This is a genomic window from Bradyrhizobium sp. MI1.4 (assembly GCF_055811315.1).
Window position 1 is genome coordinate 1 of the sequence record NZ_JBVVPP010000007.1, and the last position, 20216, is coordinate 20216.

Consider the following 20216-nt stretch of genomic DNA (forward strand, 5'->3'; position numbering starts at 1 on the left):
CGGGTGGGCGCAGGGCGTCTTGCGCAACGCCGGCTTCAAGTTCGAGGACTTCATCATCGCCCCGGGCCCGAGCGACAATAGCAAGCCGGTCTTCCTGTTGAACGCCGATGCCTTCATATTCTGGCAGCGCAAGGAGCCCGACCTGCAGGCCGGCCAGACGCTGATGGCCCAGCTCGTCATGGATCCGGCGATCCAGACTATGTATTCGCAGATCACGGGATCGATCCCCGTACGCACCGATGTCGATCTCTCCGGCGAAGGCTGGTCGGACGGGCAACGGCGGACCGCAGCAGCCCTGAAAGACGCGATTGCCAGCAATCAGGCCGTCCTCAGCCTTGCGCACAACATGGCGCAGGAAAACGGCATGACCGCAGCGATGATCGACGTGATCACGGAGTACGTGAAGAACAAGACGATCAAGCCGGAGCAGGCGGCCATACGCCTCGCCGAAGCCGTCGAGAGCTCACGTTGACGATCGCCGTCTCGACAACACCGGGCCGGCCGGCGGCCTCTGGCTGGGTACGCCGGCTGCCTGAATATCTGACGATCTGGGTGCCGCTGCTGTTGTCCGCCGCGCATCTCATTGCGTTTACGCTGTGGACGATCTGGATATCGTTCACGCCGTCCACTTTGGTCCCGGTCTCGGGCTGGGTCGGCTTGCGCAACTATTCTGCGGTCGCCGCATCGCGGAACTGGCAGATTGCCTTGGACAATCTGCTGCTGTTTGGCAGCGCCTTCGTGTTGCTGAGCCTGGCGACCGGTCTCATCCTTGCGATCCTGCTCGATCAGCGCATTCGCGGCGAGAACCTGCTGCGGTCCATCTTCCTCTATCCTCTGGCGGTGTCATTCGTGGTCACCGGCACGGTCTGGAGTTGGCTGCTCAATCCCGGCCTCGGGATCCAGAAGCTGGTCCGCGACCTCGGCTGGACCTCCTTCCGGTTCGACTGGCTGATCGACCGCGACATGGCCATTTGGACCATTGTCATCGCTGCGATCTGGCAATCGTCCGGTTTCGCCATGGCGCTGTTCCTCGCCGGCCTTCGCTCCGTCGACGCCGACCTGATCAAGGCCGCGCAGATCGACGGCGCCGGACCGATCCGAATGTACCGGCGTGTCATCCTGCCGACCCTTTGGCCGATCACCATCACCGTCATCGTCATCCAGCTGCAGTTCGCGATTTCGACCTTCGACCTCGTCCGCGCGCTCACCAATGGCGGACCCGGGATCGCCACCCAGCTGCCGGCCCTCGTCGTCTATGACCTGATGTTCCAGCGCAGCCTGCTCGGACGCGGAGCGGCGGCGGCAGTGCTCATGTTGCTCATTCTTCTTGCGGTTTTGCTGCCCTATGCAGCGTGGCGTTATGTCCAGCGGCGGCGGGCGATCCATGCGTGAGCGAACCATCGCGCCAAGCCGGATTCTGATCTATCTCGTCGTCTCGCTGATCGCTGCAGCATGGCTCGCGCCATTGGTTGTTGTCGTGCTGAACTCGCTCCGCACCAACGAGGAGATCGCGCAAGCGTCGATGATCGGCTGGCCGAAGCAATGGGCGTGGAGCAACTACGCCGCGGCCTGGAGCGGTTTCTGCGTCGCCGAGACCTGCGCCGGCATCCGGCCGTACATGCTGAACTCCGCGCTCGTCACGATCCCCGCGACGATTTTCTCGACCCTGCTCGGTGCTGTCGCCGGTTACGCCGTGTCGCTCTGGCGTTTTCGCGGCGATAAATGGATCTACGGCATCGTGACCCTCGGCCTCTTCCTTCCCCAGCAGATGCGCTTGCTTCCCTGGACCATCGTGTTGCGCGATACGGGCCTGATGAACACGCTCACGGGCCTGGTCGTGATCCACACGATCCAGGGGCTCTCCTTTACCGTCTTGTTCTGCCGAAACTACTACACTGCCATCCCGCAGGATCTGATAAGAGCTGCGCGCATCGATGGCGCAGGGTTCTTTCGTATTTTCTGGCGCATCATCCTGCCGCTCTCGCCGCCTATTCTGGTCGTCACCGTGATCTGGCAGTTCACGCATATCTGGAACGAATTTCTCTACGGCGTGACATTCACGACTGGTCAGCAGCAGCCGGTCACCGCCGCGCTGATCGCGCTATCCGCCGCGGTCGCCGACATCCCGCAGCATGGCGTGCAGAGCGCTGCGGTGATGATCGCCGCCCTGCCGACCCTGCTGATCTATCTGATCGGCGGCAAGTATTTCGTGCGCGGCCTCACCGCCGGGGCCGTGAAATGATCGGATCGTCATGGCAGCCCTAAGCATTCGCTCCCTGTCCAAGCGCTACGCCAATCTGGAGGTGCTGAAGGGCATCGATCTCGACATCGAGAGCGGTGAATTCACCGTGCTCGTTGGCCCATCCGGCTGCGGCAAGTCCACGCTGCTCAACATCATCGCTGGGCTCGACCTCCCGAGCGCAGGCACCGTGGAAATCGGCGGACGTATCGTCAACGACATTCCGCCGAAGGACCGCGACATCGCGATGGTGTTCCAGTCCTACGCGCTCTATCCGTCGATGACGGTGCGCCAGAACATCACTTTCGGCATGGAATGCCGTCACGTCCCGAAGGCCGAGCAGGAAAAGGCGCTGGCGAATGTGGCCAGGCTGCTCCAGATCGAGCCGCTGCTCGGCCGCAAGCCCTCGCAGCTCTCCGGCGGCCAGCGCCAGCGTGTGGCGATGGGCCGGGCGCTGGTGCGCGATCCCCTGCTCTTCCTGTTCGACGAGCCGCTCTCCAATCTCGACGCCAAGCTGCGCGTCGAGATGCGGATGGAGATCAAGCGGCTGCACCAGCGCATCGGCGCCACCATCGTCTATGTCACACACGATCAGATCGAGGCGATGACGATGGCGACGCGCATTGCCGTGATGCATCGCGGCGTGGTGCAGCAGTTTGCCGACCCGGATACCGTGTATCGCTATCCCGCCAATCTGTTCGTGGCCCGCTTCATGGGCTCGCCGCCGATGAACACGATGCCGGCACGGCTGGAGGCCGATGCCGGCGGGCCGGTGGTCGTGATCGGCGCGGGACGGCCGGACGAGGTCCGCCTCCGCCTTGGTCAATACGACGCGGCGGCCCCTTTCGTCGGCCGTGACGTGGTGGTCGGGATCAGGCCGGAATGCCTCGCCGAGGGCAGCCGCGTGTTCTCCGCCGATCCGCCCGTCGTCGTCAACGCGCCGGTGGAGATGGTCGAGCCGACGGGAGCCGAAACGATCGTGCTGCTGCGGCTTGGCGGCGAGCCTGCGCTGGCGCGCATCACGCCGGACATCCGCCCCACACCGGGCGCCGCCGCCCCGTTCGCGCTCGACACGCGTCGCATCTGCCTGTTCGACCCCGAGACGGAGCGACTGATCGCATGACAAGAACGAGCTATGCCGGCCTTAGGGACCGCGTGGTGTTGATCACCGGTGGCGCCAGCGGCATCGGTGCCGCCTTCGTGCGGGCGTTCGCGGCGCAAGGGGCGCGCGTCGCGTTCCTGGATCTCGATGAAGCAGCCGGCCGGGCGCTGGTCGCGGAAGTGAAGGCCGCGGCCGGGACCGTACCCTTGTTCGTGCCGTGCGATCTCCTCGACATCGACGCCTTGCGCGGCGCCATGGCGCAGGTCCGGGGATCGCTTGGCGATGCCGCGGTCCTCGTCAACAACGCCGCCAATGATCAGCGTCAGGTGCTGGCCGAGGTGACGCCGGCCGAATTCGACTGGATGATCGGCGTCAACCTCAAGCACGTCTTCTTTGCTGCGCAAGCGGTGGTGCCGCAGATGCAGGCGCGCGGCAGCGGTTCGATCATCAACATGTCGTCGATTGCCTGGATGCGCGGCGCGCCGGGGCTGCCTGTCTACGCCGCGGCAAAGGCCGCGATCGTCGGCTTCACCAACTCCCTGGCCCGGTCGCTCGGGCCCGACCGCATCCGCGTCAACGCGATAGCGCCGGGGATGGTGATCACGGAGCGTCAGCGCCGGCTGTGGTACCCAGACGACCAGGTGATCGCCGAGCTGCGCACGCGCCAGGCCATTCCCGACGCGGTGACACCCGACGACATCGCCAGCATGGCGCTGTTCCTCGCCTCCGATGAGAGCCAGCGCATCACGCGGCAGTGTTTTCAGGTCGACGCTGGTCTCGGCTAGAGCGTGTACTCACAAACCCGAGCTGCCTCGTAGAGGTCCGCTCCGTATCTGATAGCAGTCGCGTTGGCGTAACTCTCCCTGGGTCCGAGTTGGGCCACAAGCGGAAGTAATCGCTCATTCATTCGATCGGCGCGCCGCCACAATCGCGTACAGTAGTTTCGCGACGCTGTACCCGATATCTTCCCGCGTGAGACCCATACGCAGGATCACCAGTTTACGCGAGGGGATGATCGCAATCACCTGGCGCAGGTGCCCTTGCAACATGAACGTGTCGGTAGGGAGTCGGAATCCCTGGCCCGGCCCCAACCAAAGCTGTCCGCGACCGTAGACCGGGCCATGTCCCTCATCGGACGCTGGCACAGGCGAGCGCATGTAATCGACAAAGCCCGGCGGCAAAAGCTGAGCACCGTTCCACTCTCCGTTCATGCGCAGGAATTCGCCGAAGCGCGCCCAATCATGCGCATTGGCGAAGAGAAAGGCTTCGCCAAGGAATGTGCCTGAAGGGTCAGCCTCAAGAACAGCGCTGGTCATGCCCAAAGGCTTGAACAATCGCTCCTGCGGATACGCTCGCGCGTCCGCTCCAACCGCGTTCTGCCAGACCCGGGCCAACAGGACAGACGAACCCCCGGAATAGTTGAACTGCGTCCCAGGCGGGGCGACAAGCGGACGGTCCCGCGCGAAAGCCGCCGCATCATGTGCGAGATTTTCTAACCCGTCGGGGTCGGGAGAGTCACCGTCCTCGCTCCATTTCAATCCGCTTGTCATGGCCATCAAATCGGCCACCGAGATGTCCGCGTGCGCGTCGCCAGTCCACTGCGGAAACAGATTTTTTCGGTCCAGCGAAAGCTTTCCGTCCCTGATCGCCATGCCGGCCAAGGCGGCGTTCACGGTCTTCGTCATCGACCAGCCCTGGAGGGGCGTCGAAGCGTTGAAGCCTTCGCCGTAGGTTTCTCCGATGATGCGCCCGTCCTGGACCACGACGATCGCGCGCATGCCCGGCCCCTGGAGAGCCGGATCGTTCAGCGTCGCCAGTAAGTGTTTGTCGTCAGACAATTGAGCACTCTCGCCGACCGGCCAGAGCGCACTAGGCTTTCCGGGCAGTGAGGGCGGCTCGGCACGGTCGGGGATTTCGTCCTTAGACACCAGCGTACAACCACGTCCTTCCTCATATTGGGCGTAGCGTTTGGCGAACAGGCCTCGATATGCCGCCTCGACACGCTGGTTGGCGGTGTCGACGTTGATCTTCAGACGTTCGACAATGCGTGGATGTGTTAACGCGAGGTCGGTTTTGATCACCGCATCCGCATCACGTTCGGCAATGAACACATTCGAGCAAACCATTTTTGCCGCATAAGCCGAGGCGGACACTAGTCCATTGGGTGGGCTGAAGGTCAGCCAGCCAGCGAACCCTAAAATCCCAAGAAGCAAGATCGCGACAAGAAATCTGAACATTTTTAGAGCAAGACGCATGCGTCCCTTTAGGTAAATCCAATCAGGAGGCCGCACCTAGGCGAGCGCACAAGATATTGCGCGCAGATCCTGACATGCACCTGACATCCCGGTTTGCCGTGGTTGTTTGGTGGACCGAGGATGTTGGCAGTCTTACCGAGACGATGAGAGATGCAAATCGACGCGAGGTCTGCTCTGGGTCACAAACCGCCGATCACGCCCAAGGTTAGGAGGCTTCCGCTTTGCGCTGGCAAGCCAACGTTTATGAGTACACGTCCAAGCCTGCCCGCCTACCCTTGCGTATCGTCGCCAGCACGATGTCGGCTGCGAGCACGCTCGGCGATCTGTTGCCTGTCGACATGATCGTATCGAGCTGGGCGAATGCTTCCACCTGCTGCCGGCGCAGCGGTGAATCGGTCAGAAGCTCCGAGAGCGCGGGCGCCAGCTTCTCCGGCGTGCAGTCTTCCTGCAGGAACTCCGGGATGACATCCTTGCCGATCACGAGATTGGCGAGGATCACCGAGGAGACACGGATCGCGCGGCGCAGGATGAAGGCTTCGATCGCGCCGACGCGATAGGCCGTCACCATCGGAATGCCCGATAGCGCGAGCTCCAGCGTCACCGTGCCGGATTTTGCCAGTGCCGCGCGCGCGATGCGGAAGGCAGCGCGCTTCTCGTTCTCGCCGACCACGATTTGAGGCTTGACCAGCCAGTTCGCGATGCCTTCGCGGATGGTGGTTTCGAGATGCGGCATGGTCGGCAGCATCAGCTCGAACGCGCGGCCTTCGGTCTGCAATCGGCCGAGCGTCGCGCCGAACACGTCGAGATGGTGCCTGATCTCGCTGCGGCGGCTGCCGGGCAACACCAGCAAGACCGGCGGCTCGCCGTCGCGGCGCGCCTGCTCCTCCGCGTTCGGCCGCAGCGAGGGCAATTGCTCGATCAGGGGATGGCCGACATAGCTGCATGGCGGCCCGCCGAGCTTGCGGTATTCCTCCGGCTCGAATGGCAACAGGCCGAGCACATGGTCGACATAGCCGAGCATGGTCCGCGCCCGTCCCGGCCGCCAGGCCCAGAGCTGTGGCGAGACGTAGTCGACGATCGGGATCGCCGGATTGCGCGTCCGCACGCGGCGGGCGACACGGTGGGTGAAATCGGGGCTGTCGATGATGACGAGCGCGTCCGGCGCGGCTTCGGTCACGGCCTCCGCGGTCTCGCGGATCAGCCGCAGGATCTTCGGCAATTGCTGCACGACCGCGGCGAAGCCGACGATCGAGAGCTGCTCGATCGGAAACAGCGTCTCGAGCCCCTGGCGCGCCATGGTGTGGCCGCCGACGCCCACGAACTGCACGCCGTCGCCGAGGCGCTGGCGCAGCACCTTCATCAAGGCGCTGCCGAGCCGGTCGCCGGATTCCTCCGTGGCGATCAGGAAGATCTTGCGCTTGGGATCGCGACCCTGCATCACGCCGGCAGGCCGATGACGAAGAGATATTTTGCGTCGGCGAGTGCGATCATTGCCTGCGGCTCGGCGGCGATGGTGTTGCCGGCAACGACGGCGATCCCGGCCAGCCCTGCGGCGGCGACGCCCTCGAGGGTGCGCGGGCCGATCGTCGGCAGGTCGAAGCGCAGATCCTGCCCGCTCTTTGGGACCTTCACCAGCACGCCCCGCCCGGTGGCGGCGCGGATGCGGCCCTCTTCGCGCAGCCGTGCCACGCGCGCGAGCAGTGCATCGGTGCCCTCGATATCCTCGACCGCCACCACATGGCCGTCGATCACGACCGCGGCCTGGCCGATATCGAACGGACCGAGGGCGGTCAGCACCGCGCGTCCGCGCTCGATGTCGGTCTTGCCGGTGTCGCTCGGCCAGGCGCGGCTGATGCAGCCCTCGGGCATCAGCAGATCGGGCGCGACATCCTTGATGCCGACCATGCGAAAGCCGCCCTGCTCGAGAATGCGCCCCACGCCGGACAACAAATGATCGTCGCCGCCGCGGAAGGCGCGGATGACATTGCCGAGCAGCCGAAGCGTCGTGAAGTCGACCCGGACCTCCGAGAGCGAAGGTCGCACCAGCGTGCCGATGAAAATCAGGTCGCGGCAGCCCTCCTCGCGAAACAACCGCATGGCGCGGCCGAGCTGGCCGACCGAGATCCAGCGATGACGGAATTTCTCTACCCGCGCGGGATCGCAGGCTCCCCGAAGCGGAAACAACACCGGCGTGATGCCGCGGGCGGCGAGCGAGTCGGCAACCGCGAACGGCATCGCGCCGCCGCCAGCGACGACGCCGACCGGCGATGAAATTTCCGAAGCCGCCGATGTCATGCCCGGGGCCATTCCATCATCACTTCGCGATGGCGGGAAGACAGAGCGGGCGCTTGCCCTTGCCGATGAAGTCGAGGATTTCGCCGATCGCCGGATCTCCACCGGCGAGCGGCCGCGCCGCCTCCAGGCGTTCGGCAAAGGTAGCGGGGCCATGGAAGAGTTTCTGGTAGAACGCGCGCACGGTCACAAGCCGCTGCTTGGTGAACTTGCGCCGCTTCATGCCGATCAGGTTGAGGCCTTCGAGCACCGCATATTGGCCGTTGACCAGCCCATACGGGATGACGTCGTCGCGCACGCCGCAGACACCGCCAACCATCACATAGGGGCCGATGCGGGTGAACTGATGCACTGCGGACAGGCCGCCGATATAGACGGCGTCACCGATCTCGCAATGGCCGCCGAGCGTCGCCGAGGTTGCGAAGATCACGTTGTTGCCGACCATGCAGTCATGCCCGACATGACTGTTGTTCATGAAATAGCCGTCGTTGCCGACGCGCGTCAGGCCACCGCCCTTGATGGTGCCGACATTCATGGTCGCACCTTCGCGGATGGTGCAGCCCGAGCCGATCTCAAGCTTCGTGGGCTCGCCCTTGTAGCTGAGATCCTGGGGCGCCCCGCCCAGCACCGCGAACGGCGAGATCACGCAGCCATCTCCGATCGAGGTGTGGCCGATGGCGGTGACCTGTCCGATCAGCTTGCAGTTATTGCCGATCGCGACATGCGGGCCGATGATGCAGAAGGGGCCGATCTCGGTGCCCTCGCCGATCACGGCGCCGTCCGCGATCCGTGCGGTGGGGTCAATCTTACTCATCAAGCAATCTGACTCATCAAGAAGGTCTGATTAGGTGTTGAAGTCGCTCGGTTTTCCGCTGGTTAGCGCGACTATGCCCGATCTGTCCAGTGACGTATGATCTCTCCGTGTTTCAAGTGCCGGATGAGGCAGCCTTCCCGGGTCATCAACAAGTTCACGCGGAGCTTCAGGTATCGTGGTCAGGGCCCTGGCACTTCTCCTCGCACAGTTCGCCGCGGCGCCGATCGTCTCCGAGACGATCGAGACCGCCGAACACCGCCCCATCGACCTCGCGACGTTCGAGTGCCGCGACATCAGCCGCAGCACGGTGCTTCAGCGGGTCTGTTACGACCGTGCGCAGCAGGCCCTCGTCGTGGCCGTTGAAGGCGTTTATGACCGCTATTGCGGCGTACCGGTCGACACGGTCGAGCGCCTGCTGGGCGCACCGTCCATGGGACAGTTCTTCAACCAGAACATCAAGCGCGAGGTCAGCGGCGGCCGGTACGCGTGTCCTGCGCGCGAGCGCATCCAGAGAAGTTGATCCCGCTCAGTCGGTCAGCATGGCGCCGACGTCGGCCTCCGCAACCACCTGGCCGTTGACCTTGGCGTCGCCGTGAAACCACCACATGGCCTTGCGGCGGCCGATCGAGCGCATGTGGTATTCGATGGTATCGCCGGGCAGCACAGGCTTGCGGAACTTGCACTTGTCGATGGTGAGGAAATAGACCGCGCGCGGCTTCTCGGTGCCTTCGACCGACTTGATGCCGATCACACCCGCGGTCTGCGCCATCGCTTCGATCATCATGACGCCGGGATAGACCGGGCGATCGGGAAAGTGGCCCTGGAACGGCGGTTCGTTGAAGGTGACATTCTTGATGCCGATGCCGCTGTAATCGGTGCGGATGTTGATCACGCGATCAATCAGCAGCATCGGAAAACGGTGCGGGAGCGTTTGCAGGATCATGTTGATGTCCACAAGCTCGAACCTGACCGGTGCTTCGTCCGTCACTCCCGTTCCTCCTGCTTCGGATCGGCCTTGCTGTCGCGCGCCAAGCGCTCGACCGCCAAAATTTCCTTGAACCACTGCCTGGTTGGCTTGGCGAAAAAACCACCCCAACGTCCGTTGGGAGGAACGTCGTCCTTGACGCCGCTCATGGCAGTCACCTGAGCTCCATCCCCGATCTTGACGTGATTGTTGATGCCCACCTTCGCTCCCAGCGCCACGTTGTCGCCGAGGGTGAGGCTGCCGGCAAGGCCGATCTGGGCTGCCAGCAGGCAGTGCCGGCCAATGGTCACATTGTGGCCGATCTGGACCTGATTGTCGATTTTGGTCCCTTCCCCGATCACGGTGTCGCGCAAGGAGCCCCGATCGATGGTGGTGCCGGCGCCGACCTCCACGTTGTTCTGGATCAGCACGCGGCCGGTCTGGGGCACCTTCAGATGGCCCTCGGGGCCGAAGAAGATGAAGCCGTAGCCGTCCTGGCCGATCGAACAACCGGGGTGGATCAGCACGTCGTTGCCGATCAGCGCGCACTGGATGGCGGTGCGTGCGCCGACATTGCAGTCCCGGCCGATCTTGACGCCGGGGCCGATCACGGCCCCCACACCGATCACCGTGCCGCTGCCGATCTCCACGTCAGGGCCGATCACGGCCAAGGGATCGACGATCACGCCGTCCTCGAGCCTGGCGGTGGGGTCGATGATGGCCGACGGCGCGATGCCGTCGTTGCCGGTCCAGGATTGCGGCCGGAGCGCGTCGCCATGCCACTCCCGCGCGATCCTGACGAAGGCGCGGAACGGCTGTGGCGCCCGCAGCACGGCGACATGCGCGGGCACCCGCGCCTCGAAGCGTGGGCTCACCAGGCAAGCACCGGCCTTGGTCGCCTTGAGCTCATCGGCATATTTGAGATTGTCGAAGAACGTCAGGTGCATCGGGCCGGCTTCGTCGAGCGAAGCAAGACCCCTGATGATTTGGCCGCCCCTGGCGGGATCGACCAACTCCGCCTTGGTCAGCGTGGCGATGTCAGCCAGCGCCGAGGCGGGCGGCTGTGTGAAGAAGGTCGGCTGCGCCATTCCACCCCGTCGCGGTCCGGCTTCGGCATGAAGCGGCCAAGCCGCATCATGCCTCATCTCCTGGATTGGCACGATCCCTTTCGGAAACCGGCTCCGGTGGTCCGGATCGTGCCGTGCTGTTCGAATTAGAACGAGGTGCCGCCGCCGAACCGGAACTCCTGCGTACGGTCGTTCTTGCCCTTGGTCAGCGGCACGGCGTAGTCGAAGCGCAGCGGACCGAACGGCGAGGCCCAGATCAAGCCGACGCCGACCGACGACCGGACCGCATTGCCATTGTCATACACCAGGCCGGTGCAGGTTCCAGCCGAAGCGGGATTGACGGTCGACGGCGTGCAGCTCGAATTCTTGGTCGTGGTCAGTTCGTTGGTCACCGACCACGTCGTCGGTCCCTGATAGTCGAACAGTCCGCCGGCGTCGGCGTAGACGGCGCCCTTCAGACCCACTTCCTTCGGCAGGAACCAGAACGGCATCTGCAATTCGAGCGAAGCACCCCAATACTTGGTGCCGCCAAGCGCGTCCTGCGTACCGAAGGGGTTCAAATCGCGCGGTCCGATGCCGTTCGGGGCAAAGCCGCGGACGAGGTTCGGGCCCATCTGGAAATGATCGAGCATGCGCAGATCGCTGCCCATCTTGTTCAGCATGCCGCCCTGGAGGCGAACGAGACCGACGATATCGGAGACCAGCGGAGTGTAGTACTTCGCGTCAACCACAGTCTTCAGATAGGAGACGTCGCCGCCGACGCCGGCGAAGTCCTGCCGGAAATCGACCAGCAGACCGTCGGTGGGGTTCTTGTTGTTGTCGAGCGTGTTGTAGGTCAGCGTGTAGCCGAGCGCCGAGGTCAGGGTCTTGCCGTTGGCAAGCTCCTTGCGGACCGGCAGCGAGGCCTCGCCGTCGCTGTAGCAGCCGAGGCCGTTGGTCGAGGGAGCCAGAGGAATACCACTCGCCGCGGAGAAAGCCGGGCTTGGATTGAATGCCGGATTCGGAGTGACACCGTCGGCAAGGAACTGGTTGTTGTTACAGTTCGCGAGGTACGACGGCAGCGTGATTTCCTGCCGGTAGATCGAGTAGCGCACCTGCAGCGACAGATCTTCACGCAGGGAGAAACCGAGGCGCGGCGAGAAGCCGAGCGTCTTGGTGCCGTAGGAGATGTAGCTGTTGGACCTCTGCTCACGCTGATAGAGGTCGAGACCCAGCGCGACCCGGTAGTCGAGCAGATAGGGTTCGACGAACGACAGCGAGTAGCCGCGGGCATACTGGCCGTAGGTCACCGCCGCCTTGGCGAACAGGCCGCGGCCGAGCAAATTGCGTTCGGAAACCGAGACTTCGGCCAGCGCGCCGTCGGTGGTGGAATAACCACCCGAGACCGAGAAGTCGCCGGTCGATTTCTCTTCCATGTCCACGAGCAGGATCACGCGGTCGCTCGACGAGCCGGGCTCCGTCGTGATCTTCACGCTCTTGAAATAGTCGAGGTTCTTCAAGCGGCGCTCGGCACGGTCGACCAGCGCGCGGTTGTAGGCATCGCCCTCGGAGACGTCGAACTCGCGACGGATCACGTAGTCGCGCGTACGGGTGTTGCCGCGAAGATTGATGCGCTCGATATAGGTGCGCGGACCCTCGTCGATGTTGAACACGACCGACACGGTGTGCGCCTCGAAATTGCGGTCGCCGCCGGGACGGACCACGGCGAAGGCGTAACCGCGACGCGAGGCCTCGATCTGCATCTCCTCGACCGACTTCTCGACCGATTCGACGTTGTAGAGCGAGCCGACATTGACGCGCGAATAGTTGCGCATCGAGGTGGGATCGAAGTTGGGAATGCTGGAGCGGAAGTCGATCGAGCCGACCCGGTATTGCGAGCCCTCCTCGATCTTGAAGGTAACGTTGAAACCCTTCTTCTCCGGATCGTATTCGGTGAGCGCGGCGACGACCTGGACGTCGGCGAAACCGTTCTTGAGATAGAAGCGGCGGATCAGGTCGCGGTCGGCCTCGACCCGATCGGGATCGTAGATGTCGCTGCTGGCGAGGAAGCTCAGCAGGTTGGATTCGTGCGTCTTGATGACGTCGCGCAGGCGGTAGGACGAGTACGCGTTGTTGCCGACGAACTCGATCGACTTGACGCCGGTCTTGGCGCCCTCCTCGACCGTGAAGACGAGATCGACGCGGTTGTTCGGCTGCTCGATGATTTCAGGCGTGACGCGAACGTCGTAACGGCCGGAGCGGCGATAGATTTCTGCGATTCGCAGGGTGTCGGACTGCACCATGGCGCGGGAGAAGGTGCCGCGCGCCTTGGACTGGACTTCACCGGTGAGCTGCTCGTCCTTGATCTTCTTGTTGCCCTCGAAGGCAATGCGGCCGATCACCGGGTTTTCCACCACGGAGACGACGATCTGGCCACCGGCCCCGCGGTTGATCCTGACGTCCTGGAACAGGCCGGTCTCGATCAACGCCTTGAGGCCATCGTCGATGGCACCCTGATCCAGGCGACCGCCGGGACCCGGCTTGAAGTAGGAGCGGATCGTCTCCACCTCGACCCGGCGATTTCCTTCGACGGAAATCGACTGCACGGTCTGAGCAAGCGCAGACGAAGACACAAAGGCAGCCCCAACCGGGGCAAGCACCGGCGCGCCGAACATGATCAGGGTTGCGAGCAAGCCCCCCCGGAGTCGCAGTCCAAACTTCATTGCGCAACGCGCCCTTATCATTCCGTACCAGACCCAACCCCAACGCCGGTCTGGAGATTCCCCAAGTTCAAGCCGCTTGTAGACAATTTCACCGACGCCGCAAACGGTCGAGCGCGCCGTAATTTCATTTTCATTCCAAGACGTTGCCCAAGAGCAACGCCCGGGCAACGCCACAAAAAAGCCCCTATCAGGATGCGGCCATTCGCAGGATGTCGTTATAGGTCGCAAACACCATCAACATCAGCACCAAGCCAAGCCCGATTCGGAACCCCATCTCCTGGGTCCGCTCGGACAGGGGCCGACCACGGGCGACCTCCGCCGCATAGAACATAAGGTGACCGCCATCGAGCAGTGGGATCGGGAACAGATTCAGCAGGCCGATCGACACCGACAGCACCGCGCAGAGGTTGATCACGAACTGGAACCCGGCGCTGGCCGCCTGCCCTGACATCTTGGCAATGCCGAGCACGCCGCTGACCTCGTTCGGATTGCCGTTCCCGACGAACAACGAGCCCAGGAACTTGAAGGTGCTGGTGATGATGAACCAGACCTGCTCCACCCCGATCTTGAGCGCTTCGCCGACGCCGACCGGCGACGTCGAGGCCTCCCCGGCCTGAGACTTGTGTTCGACGCCGAGCACGCCGAGACGGTGGCTGTTGCCGAAGGGATCCTTGCGCTCGAGCAGCGCCGGCGTCGCGGTCAGCGACACGATGGAACCGTCGCGCTTGACCTGGAAGGCAAGCGGCGAACCAGCATTCATCGCAACCATGCGCTGCATGTCGGCAAAGCTTTCGATCGGCTTGCCGTCGATCTGGACGACGACGTCGCCGATCTTGAAGCCGGCTGCCGCCGCAGCGCCATCGGCGACGACACCGTCGACGCGCGCAATCGTGCTCGGCTTGCCGTAATACAGCGCCATGCCAGCGAAGATCAGCGCGCCCAAGATGAAATTGGCGATCGGTCCGGCGGCAACGATGGCGGCGCGCGGGCCGACCTTCTTGTGATGGAAGCTGCCGGCGCGCTCCTCGGCCGTCATGGCCGCAAGCTTCTCGGACGACGGCGTCGAAGCCTCGCTCTCGTCGCCGAAGAACTTGACGTAGCCGCCGAGCGGGATCGCCGAGATCTTCCACCGGGTGCCATGGCGGTCGTTGAAACCGACCAGCTCAGGTCCGAAACCGAGCGAAAAAGTTAACACGCGAACGCCTGCCCAGCGCGCGACCAGGAAATGGCCGAGCTCATGGAAGAACACGACGATGGTCAGGACAAACAGGAAGGGAACCGCGTAGCCAAGGAGCCCATGGCTCAACGTATTGAAACTATGGACGAAAAAGTCGATCATCGAATTCCCTCATCCAGTGCCGCAAGGCCCTGGCCCCGAACCATCTAGGATGCCTTTAAGGCAATTTGAGGCAATAGGGCGGCAGCCCTATTTCGCGCAACATGGTCAACAGCGATTGCATCGTCCGCTGACGTCAGCGGCGCCTGGTTCCCGCTGCGGACCCAGTCATCCAGCGTCTCCTCCACCAGCCTGGCAATCGCCCCGAACCGGATCTTGCCGGCGATGAAGGCGGCGACCGCGACCTCGTTGGCGGCGTTGTAGACCGTGGTCGCCCCCTTCCCGGTCCGGAGCGAATCGAAGGCCAGGCGCAGCCCGGGGAAGCGCTCGAAATCTGGCGCCTCGAAGGTCAACTGGCCGATCTTGGCCAGATCGAGCTTGGCGGCCGGCCCGTTGATGCGGTCGGGCCAGCCGAGGCAATGCGCGATAGGCGTGCGCATGTCGGGTGCGCCGAGCTGGGCCACGACCGAGCGGTCGGAGAACTCGACCATGCCGTGGATGATCGACTGCGGATGAACGAGGACGTCGATCTCGTCTGGCGAGAGCGCGAACAGATAGGAGGCCTCGATCACCTCGAGCCCCTTGTTCATCATCGAGGCGGAATCGATCGTGATCTTCTGGCCCATGCTCCAGTTCGGATGCTTCAAGGCTTGCTCGAGTGTCGCCTGCTCGATGTCGGCAGGCTTCCAGGTGCGGAACGGGCCGCCGGAGGCCGTGATGATGACACGGACGAGCTCGTCGCGATTGCCCGAGGCGAGCGCCTGGAACAGCGCATTGTGCTCGGAATCCGCAGGCAGGATGCAGGCGCCCGCTTTCGCCGCGCGCTGCATGAAGAAATCGCCGGCGCAGACGAGACATTCCTTGTTGGCGAGCGCGACATGCGCGCCGCGATCGACCGCCGCCAGTGCCGGCTTCAGCCCGGCCGCGCCACTCACGGCGGCCATCACCCAATCGGCCGGACGCGCGCCGGCCTCGATCACCGCGCTTTCACCGGCGCCGCATTCGGTGCCGGTGCCCGCGAGCGCAGCCTTGAGCTCGGCAAATTTTGAGGTGTCGGCGATCGCAACGAAGCGCGCGGAAAACTCCTTCGCGAGCTTTGCCAGCGCCTCGACATTGCTGTTCGCCGTTAGCGCCTCGACACGGTAGCGCTCGGGAGAGGCGCGCAGCAGATCCATCGTGCTGTCGCCGATCGAGCCGGTGGCGCCGAGAACCGTGACGCTGCGGACGCTCGATGCCGCAGCCTTGTTGTTACGCAATGGAACCGCGCTCATATCTTCACCAAACCATAAGACCGCTTCCGGCGCTATGCACACCATGGCGGAGGAAGCCGATAATCCATGCCACCAGGATGGCGGCGACAAAACCGTCCAGACGGTCCAATAGCCCGCCGTGGCCAGGAATTAAGTGACTGGAATCCTTGACGTCGAAGCGCCGCTTGACCGCGGATTCGAACAGATCGCCGCAGGCCGACACGATTGAGAGGACCGCGCTGACGAGCAGCAATGGAACTATCTTTCCAACCCCGCAAGCGGCAAAGGCGACCGCGACCAAAAGGCTCGCGGCAAAGCCGCCGAGCGCCCCTGACCAGGTCTTCTTCGGGCTCACGCGCGGCCACAGCTTCGGTCCGCCGATGCCGCGGCCGGCGAAATAGCCGCCGATATCGGTCGCCCACACCACGAGCAGCACGAACATCAGCGCGGCGAAGCCGTTCACGAAATCCTTCCGCAGCAGGATCGAGGCGAGTAGCGCCGCCGACGCATAGGCAAATCCGGAGGCCGCCCAGACGAACTTGCCCCGCGCGATCACCGTCACGACCGCCCCGCCAATCAGGCCGGTGATGATTGCGGTCTTCAGCGCGCCGAAGGCAACGCACAAGCCCATCGTGGCGATGACGATCGTCCCCGCCCCGGTCAGCGCGGTCGAGCCTGCGCCAACCACCATCAGCCATTCCGCGAACAGTCCGATCGACACCAGGGTGACGAGAAGCGCCCACAGCCAGCCGCCGGCATAAGCGAGCGCAATGGCGAGCGGCGCCAGCACCAGCGCCGCGAGGATTCGCATCACGAGATTGCTCGGGGCAGGCTGAGAGCCGGCCGGTGCGGAGTTGGGCTCGCTCACGAGGCGGTTTTCGCGACCAGGCCGCCGAAACGGCGCTCGCGCCTGGCGAATTCGGCGATTGCGCCTTCCAGCGCCGCCTTGTCGAAATCGGGCCAGTGAATCGGCACGAAGACAAGCTCGCTATAGGCGGCCTGCCACATCAGGAAGTTGGACAGGCGCTGCTCGCCACTGGTGCGGATGATGAGATCGGGATCGGGAATGTCGGGCGCGTCGAGATGCGCCCCCAGTGTCTCGGCATCGATCGTGTCAGGATTGCGCCGGCCCTCGGCGACTTCGCGCGCGAGCTTCTGCGCCGCCTTCGCGATCTCCTGCCGGGAGCCGTAATTGAATGCGACGACGAGCGTGAGGCGCGTGTTATCGCGCGTCAGTTCCTCCGCCTCATTGAGAAGTGCGCAGATGTCGCCCTCCAGCCCATCCCGCTCGCCGATGATGCGTACCTTGACGCCGTCGCGATGCAAGCTCGCCAGATCGTTGCGGATGAAGCGGCGCAACAGGCCGAACAGATCGCCGATCTCGCTCGCCGGACGCGACCAGTTTTCCGAGCTGAAGGAGAAGATGGTGAGATAGCGGATGCCAAGTTCATGCGACGCCCGAACCACGCGACGCAGGGCCTCCACGCCGCGGCGATGGCCCTCCGCCCGTGGCAAGCCGCGCGCGGCCGCCCAACGTCCGTTGCCATCCATGATGATGGCGACATGCGCAGGCGCATCGGACCGTTCTGGTCCTTCCGTTGCGGGCGCGGCGGCGTTGGACATGAGGCTGCCTTAAAGCATGATCCGGACCCGAAGGGCCGCGTTAGCGCAAAGTGCGAAGCGGTTTTCCGTAAATCATGCGCGAACAATAACCTAGAGCGCGATCCATCGTGCTTTAGACGGTGAGGATTTCTTTTTCCTTGGCGGCCAGCAACTGGTCGATCTCGGAGATCGTGCCGTCGGTCGCCTTCTGCACCTCGTCGGCGTGGCGCTTCTGATCGTCCTCGGACATCTCGTGATTCTTCTCGAGCTTCTTGAGAACGTCGAGACCGTCGCGGCGGACGTGGCGCGCAGCGACCTTGGCGGCTTCCGCGTATTTGTGCGCGACCTTGACGAGCTCCTTGCGACGCTCCTCATTGAGTTCGGGGATGCGCAGGCGCAGAACCTGGCCTTCAGTCGCCGGCGACAAGCCGAGATTGGAATCGACGATCGCCTTCTCCACCGCCTTGACCATCGACTTGTCCCAGACCTGCACCGAAATCAGGCGCGGCTCCGGCACGCTGACGGTGGCGAGCTGGTTCAGCGGCATGTGGCTGCCATAGGCGTCGACCTGCACCGGATCGAGCATCGAGGCGGAGGCGCGACCGGTGCGCAGGCCGCCAAGCTCGTGCTTGAGCGACTGGATCGCGCCCTGCATGCGGCGCTTGACTTCGTTGAGATCGAAATTGTCCGTGGCCATCACGTTTCTCCTTCAAAATCCCGGCGACCTCTCCGCACCCCTTCTCTGAGGGTGCAACGACAAGCCGTCAGCCGGCGACAATGGTTCCGTGGCCGCCGCCACGCAGTACAGCACCGATCGAGCCCGGCTCCGCGATCGAGAACACGATGATAGGCAGCGACGTCTCGCGGGCAAGCGCGAAGGCGGTCGCATCCATCACCTTGTAGCCGCCCTCGATCGCCTGCGAATGCGTCAGACGGTCGAATCGCGTCGCCGTCGGGTCTTTCTTCGGGTCGGCCGAGTAGACACCGTCGACATTGGTCGCCTTCAGAACCGCCTGGGCGCCGATCTCGGCTGCGCGCAGCACCGCGGTCGTGTCCGTGGTGAAGAACGGATTACCGGTTCCGCCGCCGAGCAGCACGATCCGGCCCTCGGCGAGGTATTTATGTGCCGCGGTGCGGGTGAACAGCTCGGAAATCTCGGGCATGACGAAGGCCGACAGCGTGCGCGCAGGCGTGCCCTTGCGCTCGATCGTGGCCTCGAGCGCGAGGCAGTTCATCATCGTCGCGAGCATGCCCATGGTATCACCGGTCGGGCGCGACACGCCGCGCGAGGAGACCTCGACGCCGCGAAAGAGATTGCCCCCGCCGATGACGACGGCGACTTCGGTGCCGAGGTGGCGAGCGGCGATCAGATCGTCGGCGACCCGGTCGATGGTCGGTTGATCGATGCCAAAACCCTGCGGTCCCGCGAGATATTCGCCGGACAGCTTGATCACGACGCGACGATAGACCGGATCAGTCATGAGCACTTTCCTTGTCCGGGCGCCGCTTCCGGCGGCACGCCGGAAGGAACGTTCCGGCGCTTACTTCTTGCCGCTGGCCGCCGCGACCTCGGCCGCGAAGTCGCTTTCCTGCTTCTCGATTCCCTCACCGAGAGCATAGCGCACAAAGCCCGCGATTTTCACCGCGCCGCCGACCTTGCCTTCGGCTTCCTTCACCGCCTGCGCCACCGACTTCCCGGTGTCGTGGATGAAGGCCTGCTCGAGCAGGCAAACTTCCTTGTAATAGGTCTTCAGGCCGGACTCGACGATCTTCTCGATCACGTTCTCGGGCTTGCCCTGCTGGCGATATTTGTCGGCGAGCACGTCCTTCTCGCGCTTGACGACCGCCGGATCGAGACCGGACGGATCCAGCGCCAGGGGGTTGGCGGCCGCGACATGCATCGCGATCTGGCGGCCAAGCGTTGCGAGCTCGTCGGCCTTGCCGGGGGATTCCAGTGCCACGATCACGCCCATCTTGCCGGCGCCCTCGACCACCGCGCCATGGACGTAGCTCGACACCACGCCCTGGCTGACCTCGAGCGAAGCTGCGCGGCGCAGCGTCATGTTCTCGCCGATGGTGGCGATTGCGTCATTGATCGCAGTTTCGATCGTGACGTCGCCGACCTTGGCGGCCTTGATCTTGTCGACATCGGCGCCGGTGTTGAATGCGACCTGGGCGATCATCTTGACGAGGCCCTGGAACTGGCCGTTGCGCGCGACGAAGTCAGTCTCGGAATTGACTTCGACCACGACGCCCTTGTTGCCCTTGGTGAGCGCGCCGATCAGACCCTCGGCGGCGACGCGGCCCGACTTCTTGGCGGCCTTCGACAGGCCCTTCTTGCGCAGCCAATCCTGCGCCGCTTCCATGTTGCCGTCGTTTTCGGTCAGCGCGGCCTTGCAGTCCATCATGCCTGCGCCGGTCGACTCGCGCAGGTCCTTGACCATCGCAGCTGTGATCGTTGCCATCGTTCAAAATCCTTTTTGCCTGCCGGTTTGCCGCGGCGCGGCCAGATCGCCTCGCCGCGGTCCATCTCAGGAATTCGCGTCAACTGAAATGGTGGCCGGAGCTTGTCCGGCCAACCCATCGCTCTTTT

Annotated in this window: 20 protein-coding genes; 6 read left to right on the forward strand and 14 right to left on the reverse strand. The window is 64.0% G+C overall.

Going from position 1 to position 20216, the window contains the following annotated elements:
- The 5 genes from AC0L23_RS10135 to AC0L23_RS10155 form a co-directional block, all read left to right on the forward strand.
- Positions 1 to 472, forward strand: a 472-nt coding sequence (locus tag AC0L23_RS10135; protein ID WP_473356835.1) for an extracellular solute-binding protein, incomplete at its 5' end; no start/stop codon positions are given.
- A complete protein-coding gene (locus AC0L23_RS10140) occupies positions 469 to 1392 on the forward strand; it encodes a carbohydrate ABC transporter permease (protein ID WP_085362119.1) in 924 nt (307 codons plus the stop codon). The genes AC0L23_RS10135 and AC0L23_RS10140, both read left to right, overlap by 4 nt.
- Positions 1385 to 2242, forward strand: a complete 858-nt coding sequence (locus tag AC0L23_RS10145) for a carbohydrate ABC transporter permease (RefSeq protein WP_473356836.1) — start codon at positions 1385 to 1387, stop codon at positions 2240 to 2242. Before AC0L23_RS10140 ends, AC0L23_RS10145 begins: the two co-directional genes overlap by 8 nt.
- 10 nt (positions 2243 to 2252) lie before the next feature.
- Positions 2253 to 3362, forward strand: a complete 1110-nt coding sequence (locus AC0L23_RS10150) for an ABC transporter ATP-binding protein (RefSeq protein WP_085353264.1) — start codon at positions 2253 to 2255, stop codon at positions 3360 to 3362.
- Positions 3359 to 4126, forward strand: coding sequence for an SDR family NAD(P)-dependent oxidoreductase (locus AC0L23_RS10155; RefSeq protein ID WP_085353267.1), 768 nt, complete (start codon positions 3359 to 3361; stop codon positions 4124 to 4126). The genes AC0L23_RS10150 and AC0L23_RS10155 overlap by 4 nt, the downstream gene beginning before the upstream one ends.
- 114 nt (positions 4127 to 4240) lie before the next feature.
- Here AC0L23_RS10155 and AC0L23_RS10160 read toward each other — a convergent pair whose 3' ends face one another.
- The 4 genes from AC0L23_RS10160 to lpxA all read right to left on the reverse strand — a co-directional run bounded on the left by AC0L23_RS10160 (position 4241) and on the right by lpxA (position 8702).
- On the reverse strand, positions 4241 to 5596 hold the full coding sequence (locus AC0L23_RS10160) for a serine hydrolase domain-containing protein (protein ID WP_085353269.1): 1356 nt from the start codon (positions 5594 to 5596) through the stop codon (positions 4241 to 4243).
- Between the two features lie 241 nt (positions 5597 to 5837).
- The gene (lpxB, locus tag AC0L23_RS10165) at positions 5838 to 7037 is read right to left on the reverse strand and encodes a lipid-A-disaccharide synthase (RefSeq protein WP_085353272.1); all 1200 of its coding nucleotides are present in this window, start codon (positions 7035 to 7037) and stop codon (positions 5838 to 5840) included.
- Positions 7034 to 7891 carry an LpxI family protein gene (locus AC0L23_RS10170; protein ID WP_085384805.1) on the reverse strand — a complete coding sequence of 286 codons (858 nt, stop codon included), beginning with the start codon at positions 7889 to 7891 and terminating at the stop codon, positions 7034 to 7036. The genes lpxB and AC0L23_RS10170 overlap by 4 nt, the downstream gene beginning before the upstream one ends.
- Before the next feature lie 19 nt (positions 7892 to 7910).
- Entirely contained in the window at positions 7911 to 8702 is a 792-nt protein-coding gene (lpxA, locus tag AC0L23_RS10175) for an acyl-ACP--UDP-N-acetylglucosamine O-acyltransferase (protein WP_085353276.1), read from the reverse strand.
- Between the two features lie 175 nt (positions 8703 to 8877).
- On the opposite strand from lpxA, the gene AC0L23_RS10180 reads away from it, so the two are divergent.
- Positions 8878 to 9222: a KTSC domain-containing protein gene (locus AC0L23_RS10180; protein WP_085353277.1), complete on the forward strand. Its 345-nt coding sequence runs from the start codon at positions 8878 to 8880 to the stop codon at positions 9220 to 9222.
- Between the two features lie 6 nt (positions 9223 to 9228).
- Here AC0L23_RS10180 and fabZ read toward each other — a convergent pair whose 3' ends face one another.
- The 10 genes from fabZ to tsf form a co-directional block, all read right to left on the reverse strand.
- Entirely contained in the window at positions 9229 to 9645 is a 417-nt protein-coding gene (gene fabZ / locus AC0L23_RS10185; RefSeq protein WP_050992707.1) for a 3-hydroxyacyl-ACP dehydratase FabZ, read from the reverse strand.
- 41 nt (positions 9646 to 9686) lie between these two features.
- The gene (gene lpxD / locus AC0L23_RS10190) at positions 9687 to 10754 is read right to left on the reverse strand and encodes a UDP-3-O-(3-hydroxymyristoyl)glucosamine N-acyltransferase (protein WP_085353279.1); all 1068 of its coding nucleotides are present in this window, start codon (positions 10752 to 10754) and stop codon (positions 9687 to 9689) included.
- Positions 10755 to 10879: 125 nt separating this feature from the next.
- Complete coding sequence (gene bamA / locus AC0L23_RS10195; protein ID WP_026232862.1) at positions 10880 to 13435, reverse strand: outer membrane protein assembly factor BamA; 2556 nt, start codon at positions 13433 to 13435, stop codon at positions 10880 to 10882.
- Positions 13436 to 13622: 187 nt separating this feature from the next.
- Entirely contained in the window at positions 13623 to 14774 is a 1152-nt protein-coding gene (rseP, locus tag AC0L23_RS10200; RefSeq protein WP_085353280.1) for an RIP metalloprotease RseP, read from the reverse strand.
- A 44-nt stretch (positions 14775 to 14818) separates the two neighbouring features.
- Positions 14819 to 16042: a 1-deoxy-D-xylulose-5-phosphate reductoisomerase gene (gene dxr, locus AC0L23_RS10205; protein ID WP_085353281.1), complete on the reverse strand. Its 1224-nt coding sequence runs from the start codon at positions 16040 to 16042 to the stop codon at positions 14819 to 14821.
- Positions 16043 to 16046: 4 nt separating this feature from the next.
- Positions 16047 to 16889 carry a phosphatidate cytidylyltransferase gene (locus AC0L23_RS10210; protein ID WP_085353283.1) on the reverse strand — a complete coding sequence of 281 codons (843 nt, stop codon included), beginning with the start codon at positions 16887 to 16889 and terminating at the stop codon, positions 16047 to 16049.
- The gene (locus AC0L23_RS10215; protein WP_085353284.1) at positions 16886 to 17644 is read right to left on the reverse strand and encodes an isoprenyl transferase; all 759 of its coding nucleotides are present in this window, start codon (positions 17642 to 17644) and stop codon (positions 16886 to 16888) included. Before AC0L23_RS10215 ends, AC0L23_RS10210 begins: the two co-directional genes overlap by 4 nt.
- A gap of 112 nt (positions 17645 to 17756) precedes the next feature.
- Positions 17757 to 18320 (reverse strand): ribosome recycling factor, encoded by a 564-nt coding sequence (gene frr, locus AC0L23_RS10220; protein ID WP_007603628.1) that lies wholly within the window; start codon positions 18318 to 18320, stop codon positions 17757 to 17759.
- 67 nt (positions 18321 to 18387) lie between these two features.
- Positions 18388 to 19104 carry a UMP kinase gene (pyrH, locus tag AC0L23_RS10225; RefSeq protein ID WP_018455040.1) on the reverse strand — a complete coding sequence of 239 codons (717 nt, stop codon included), beginning with the start codon at positions 19102 to 19104 and terminating at the stop codon, positions 18388 to 18390.
- Between the two features lie 60 nt (positions 19105 to 19164).
- On the reverse strand, positions 19165 to 20088 hold the full coding sequence (tsf, locus tag AC0L23_RS10230) for a translation elongation factor Ts (RefSeq protein WP_018455041.1): 924 nt from the start codon (positions 20086 to 20088) through the stop codon (positions 19165 to 19167).
- Between the last annotated feature and the right edge of the window lie 128 nt (positions 20089 to 20216).

Excerpts from the sequence above, each read along its gene's own strand:
- AC0L23_RS10215 (WP_085353284.1), bottom strand. The coding sequence starts at position 17,644 with ATGTCCAACGCCGCCGCGCCCGCAACGGAAGGACCAGAACGGTCCGAT.
- tsf (WP_018455041.1), bottom strand. The coding sequence starts at position 20,088 with ATGGCAACGATCACAGCTGCGATGGTCAAGGACCTGCGCGAGTCGACC.
- pyrH (WP_018455040.1), bottom strand. The coding sequence starts at position 19,104 with ATGACTGATCCGGTCTATCGTCGCGTCGTGATCAAGCTGTCCGGCGAA.
- bamA (WP_026232862.1), bottom strand. The coding sequence starts at position 13,435 with ATGAAGTTTGGACTGCGACTCCGGGGGGGCTTGCTCGCAACCCTGATC.
- dxr (WP_085353281.1), bottom strand. The coding sequence starts at position 16,042 with ATGAGCGCGGTTCCATTGCGTAACAACAAGGCTGCGGCATCGAGCGTC.
- AC0L23_RS10155 (WP_085353267.1), top strand. The coding sequence starts at position 3,359 with ATGACAAGAACGAGCTATGCCGGCCTTAGGGACCGCGTGGTGTTGATC.
- fabZ (WP_050992707.1), bottom strand. The coding sequence starts at position 9,645 with ATGATCCTGCAAACGCTCCCGCACCGTTTTCCGATGCTGCTGATTGAT.
- AC0L23_RS10150 (WP_085353264.1), top strand. The coding sequence starts at position 2,253 with ATGGCAGCCCTAAGCATTCGCTCCCTGTCCAAGCGCTACGCCAATCTG.
- frr (WP_007603628.1), bottom strand. The coding sequence starts at position 18,320 with ATGGCCACGGACAATTTCGATCTCAACGAAGTCAAGCGCCGCATGCAG.
- AC0L23_RS10160 (WP_085353269.1), bottom strand. The coding sequence starts at position 5,596 with ATGCGTCTTGCTCTAAAAATGTTCAGATTTCTTGTCGCGATCTTGCTT.
- AC0L23_RS10145 (WP_473356836.1), top strand. The coding sequence starts at position 1,385 with ATGCGTGAGCGAACCATCGCGCCAAGCCGGATTCTGATCTATCTCGTC.
- lpxA (WP_085353276.1), bottom strand. The coding sequence starts at position 8,702 with ATGAGTAAGATTGACCCCACCGCACGGATCGCGGACGGCGCCGTGATC.
- AC0L23_RS10170 (WP_085384805.1), bottom strand. The coding sequence starts at position 7,891 with ATGACATCGGCGGCTTCGGAAATTTCATCGCCGGTCGGCGTCGTCGCT.
- rseP (WP_085353280.1), bottom strand. The coding sequence starts at position 14,774 with ATGATCGACTTTTTCGTCCATAGTTTCAATACGTTGAGCCATGGGCTC.
- lpxD (WP_085353279.1), bottom strand. The coding sequence starts at position 10,754 with ATGGCGCAGCCGACCTTCTTCACACAGCCGCCCGCCTCGGCGCTGGCT.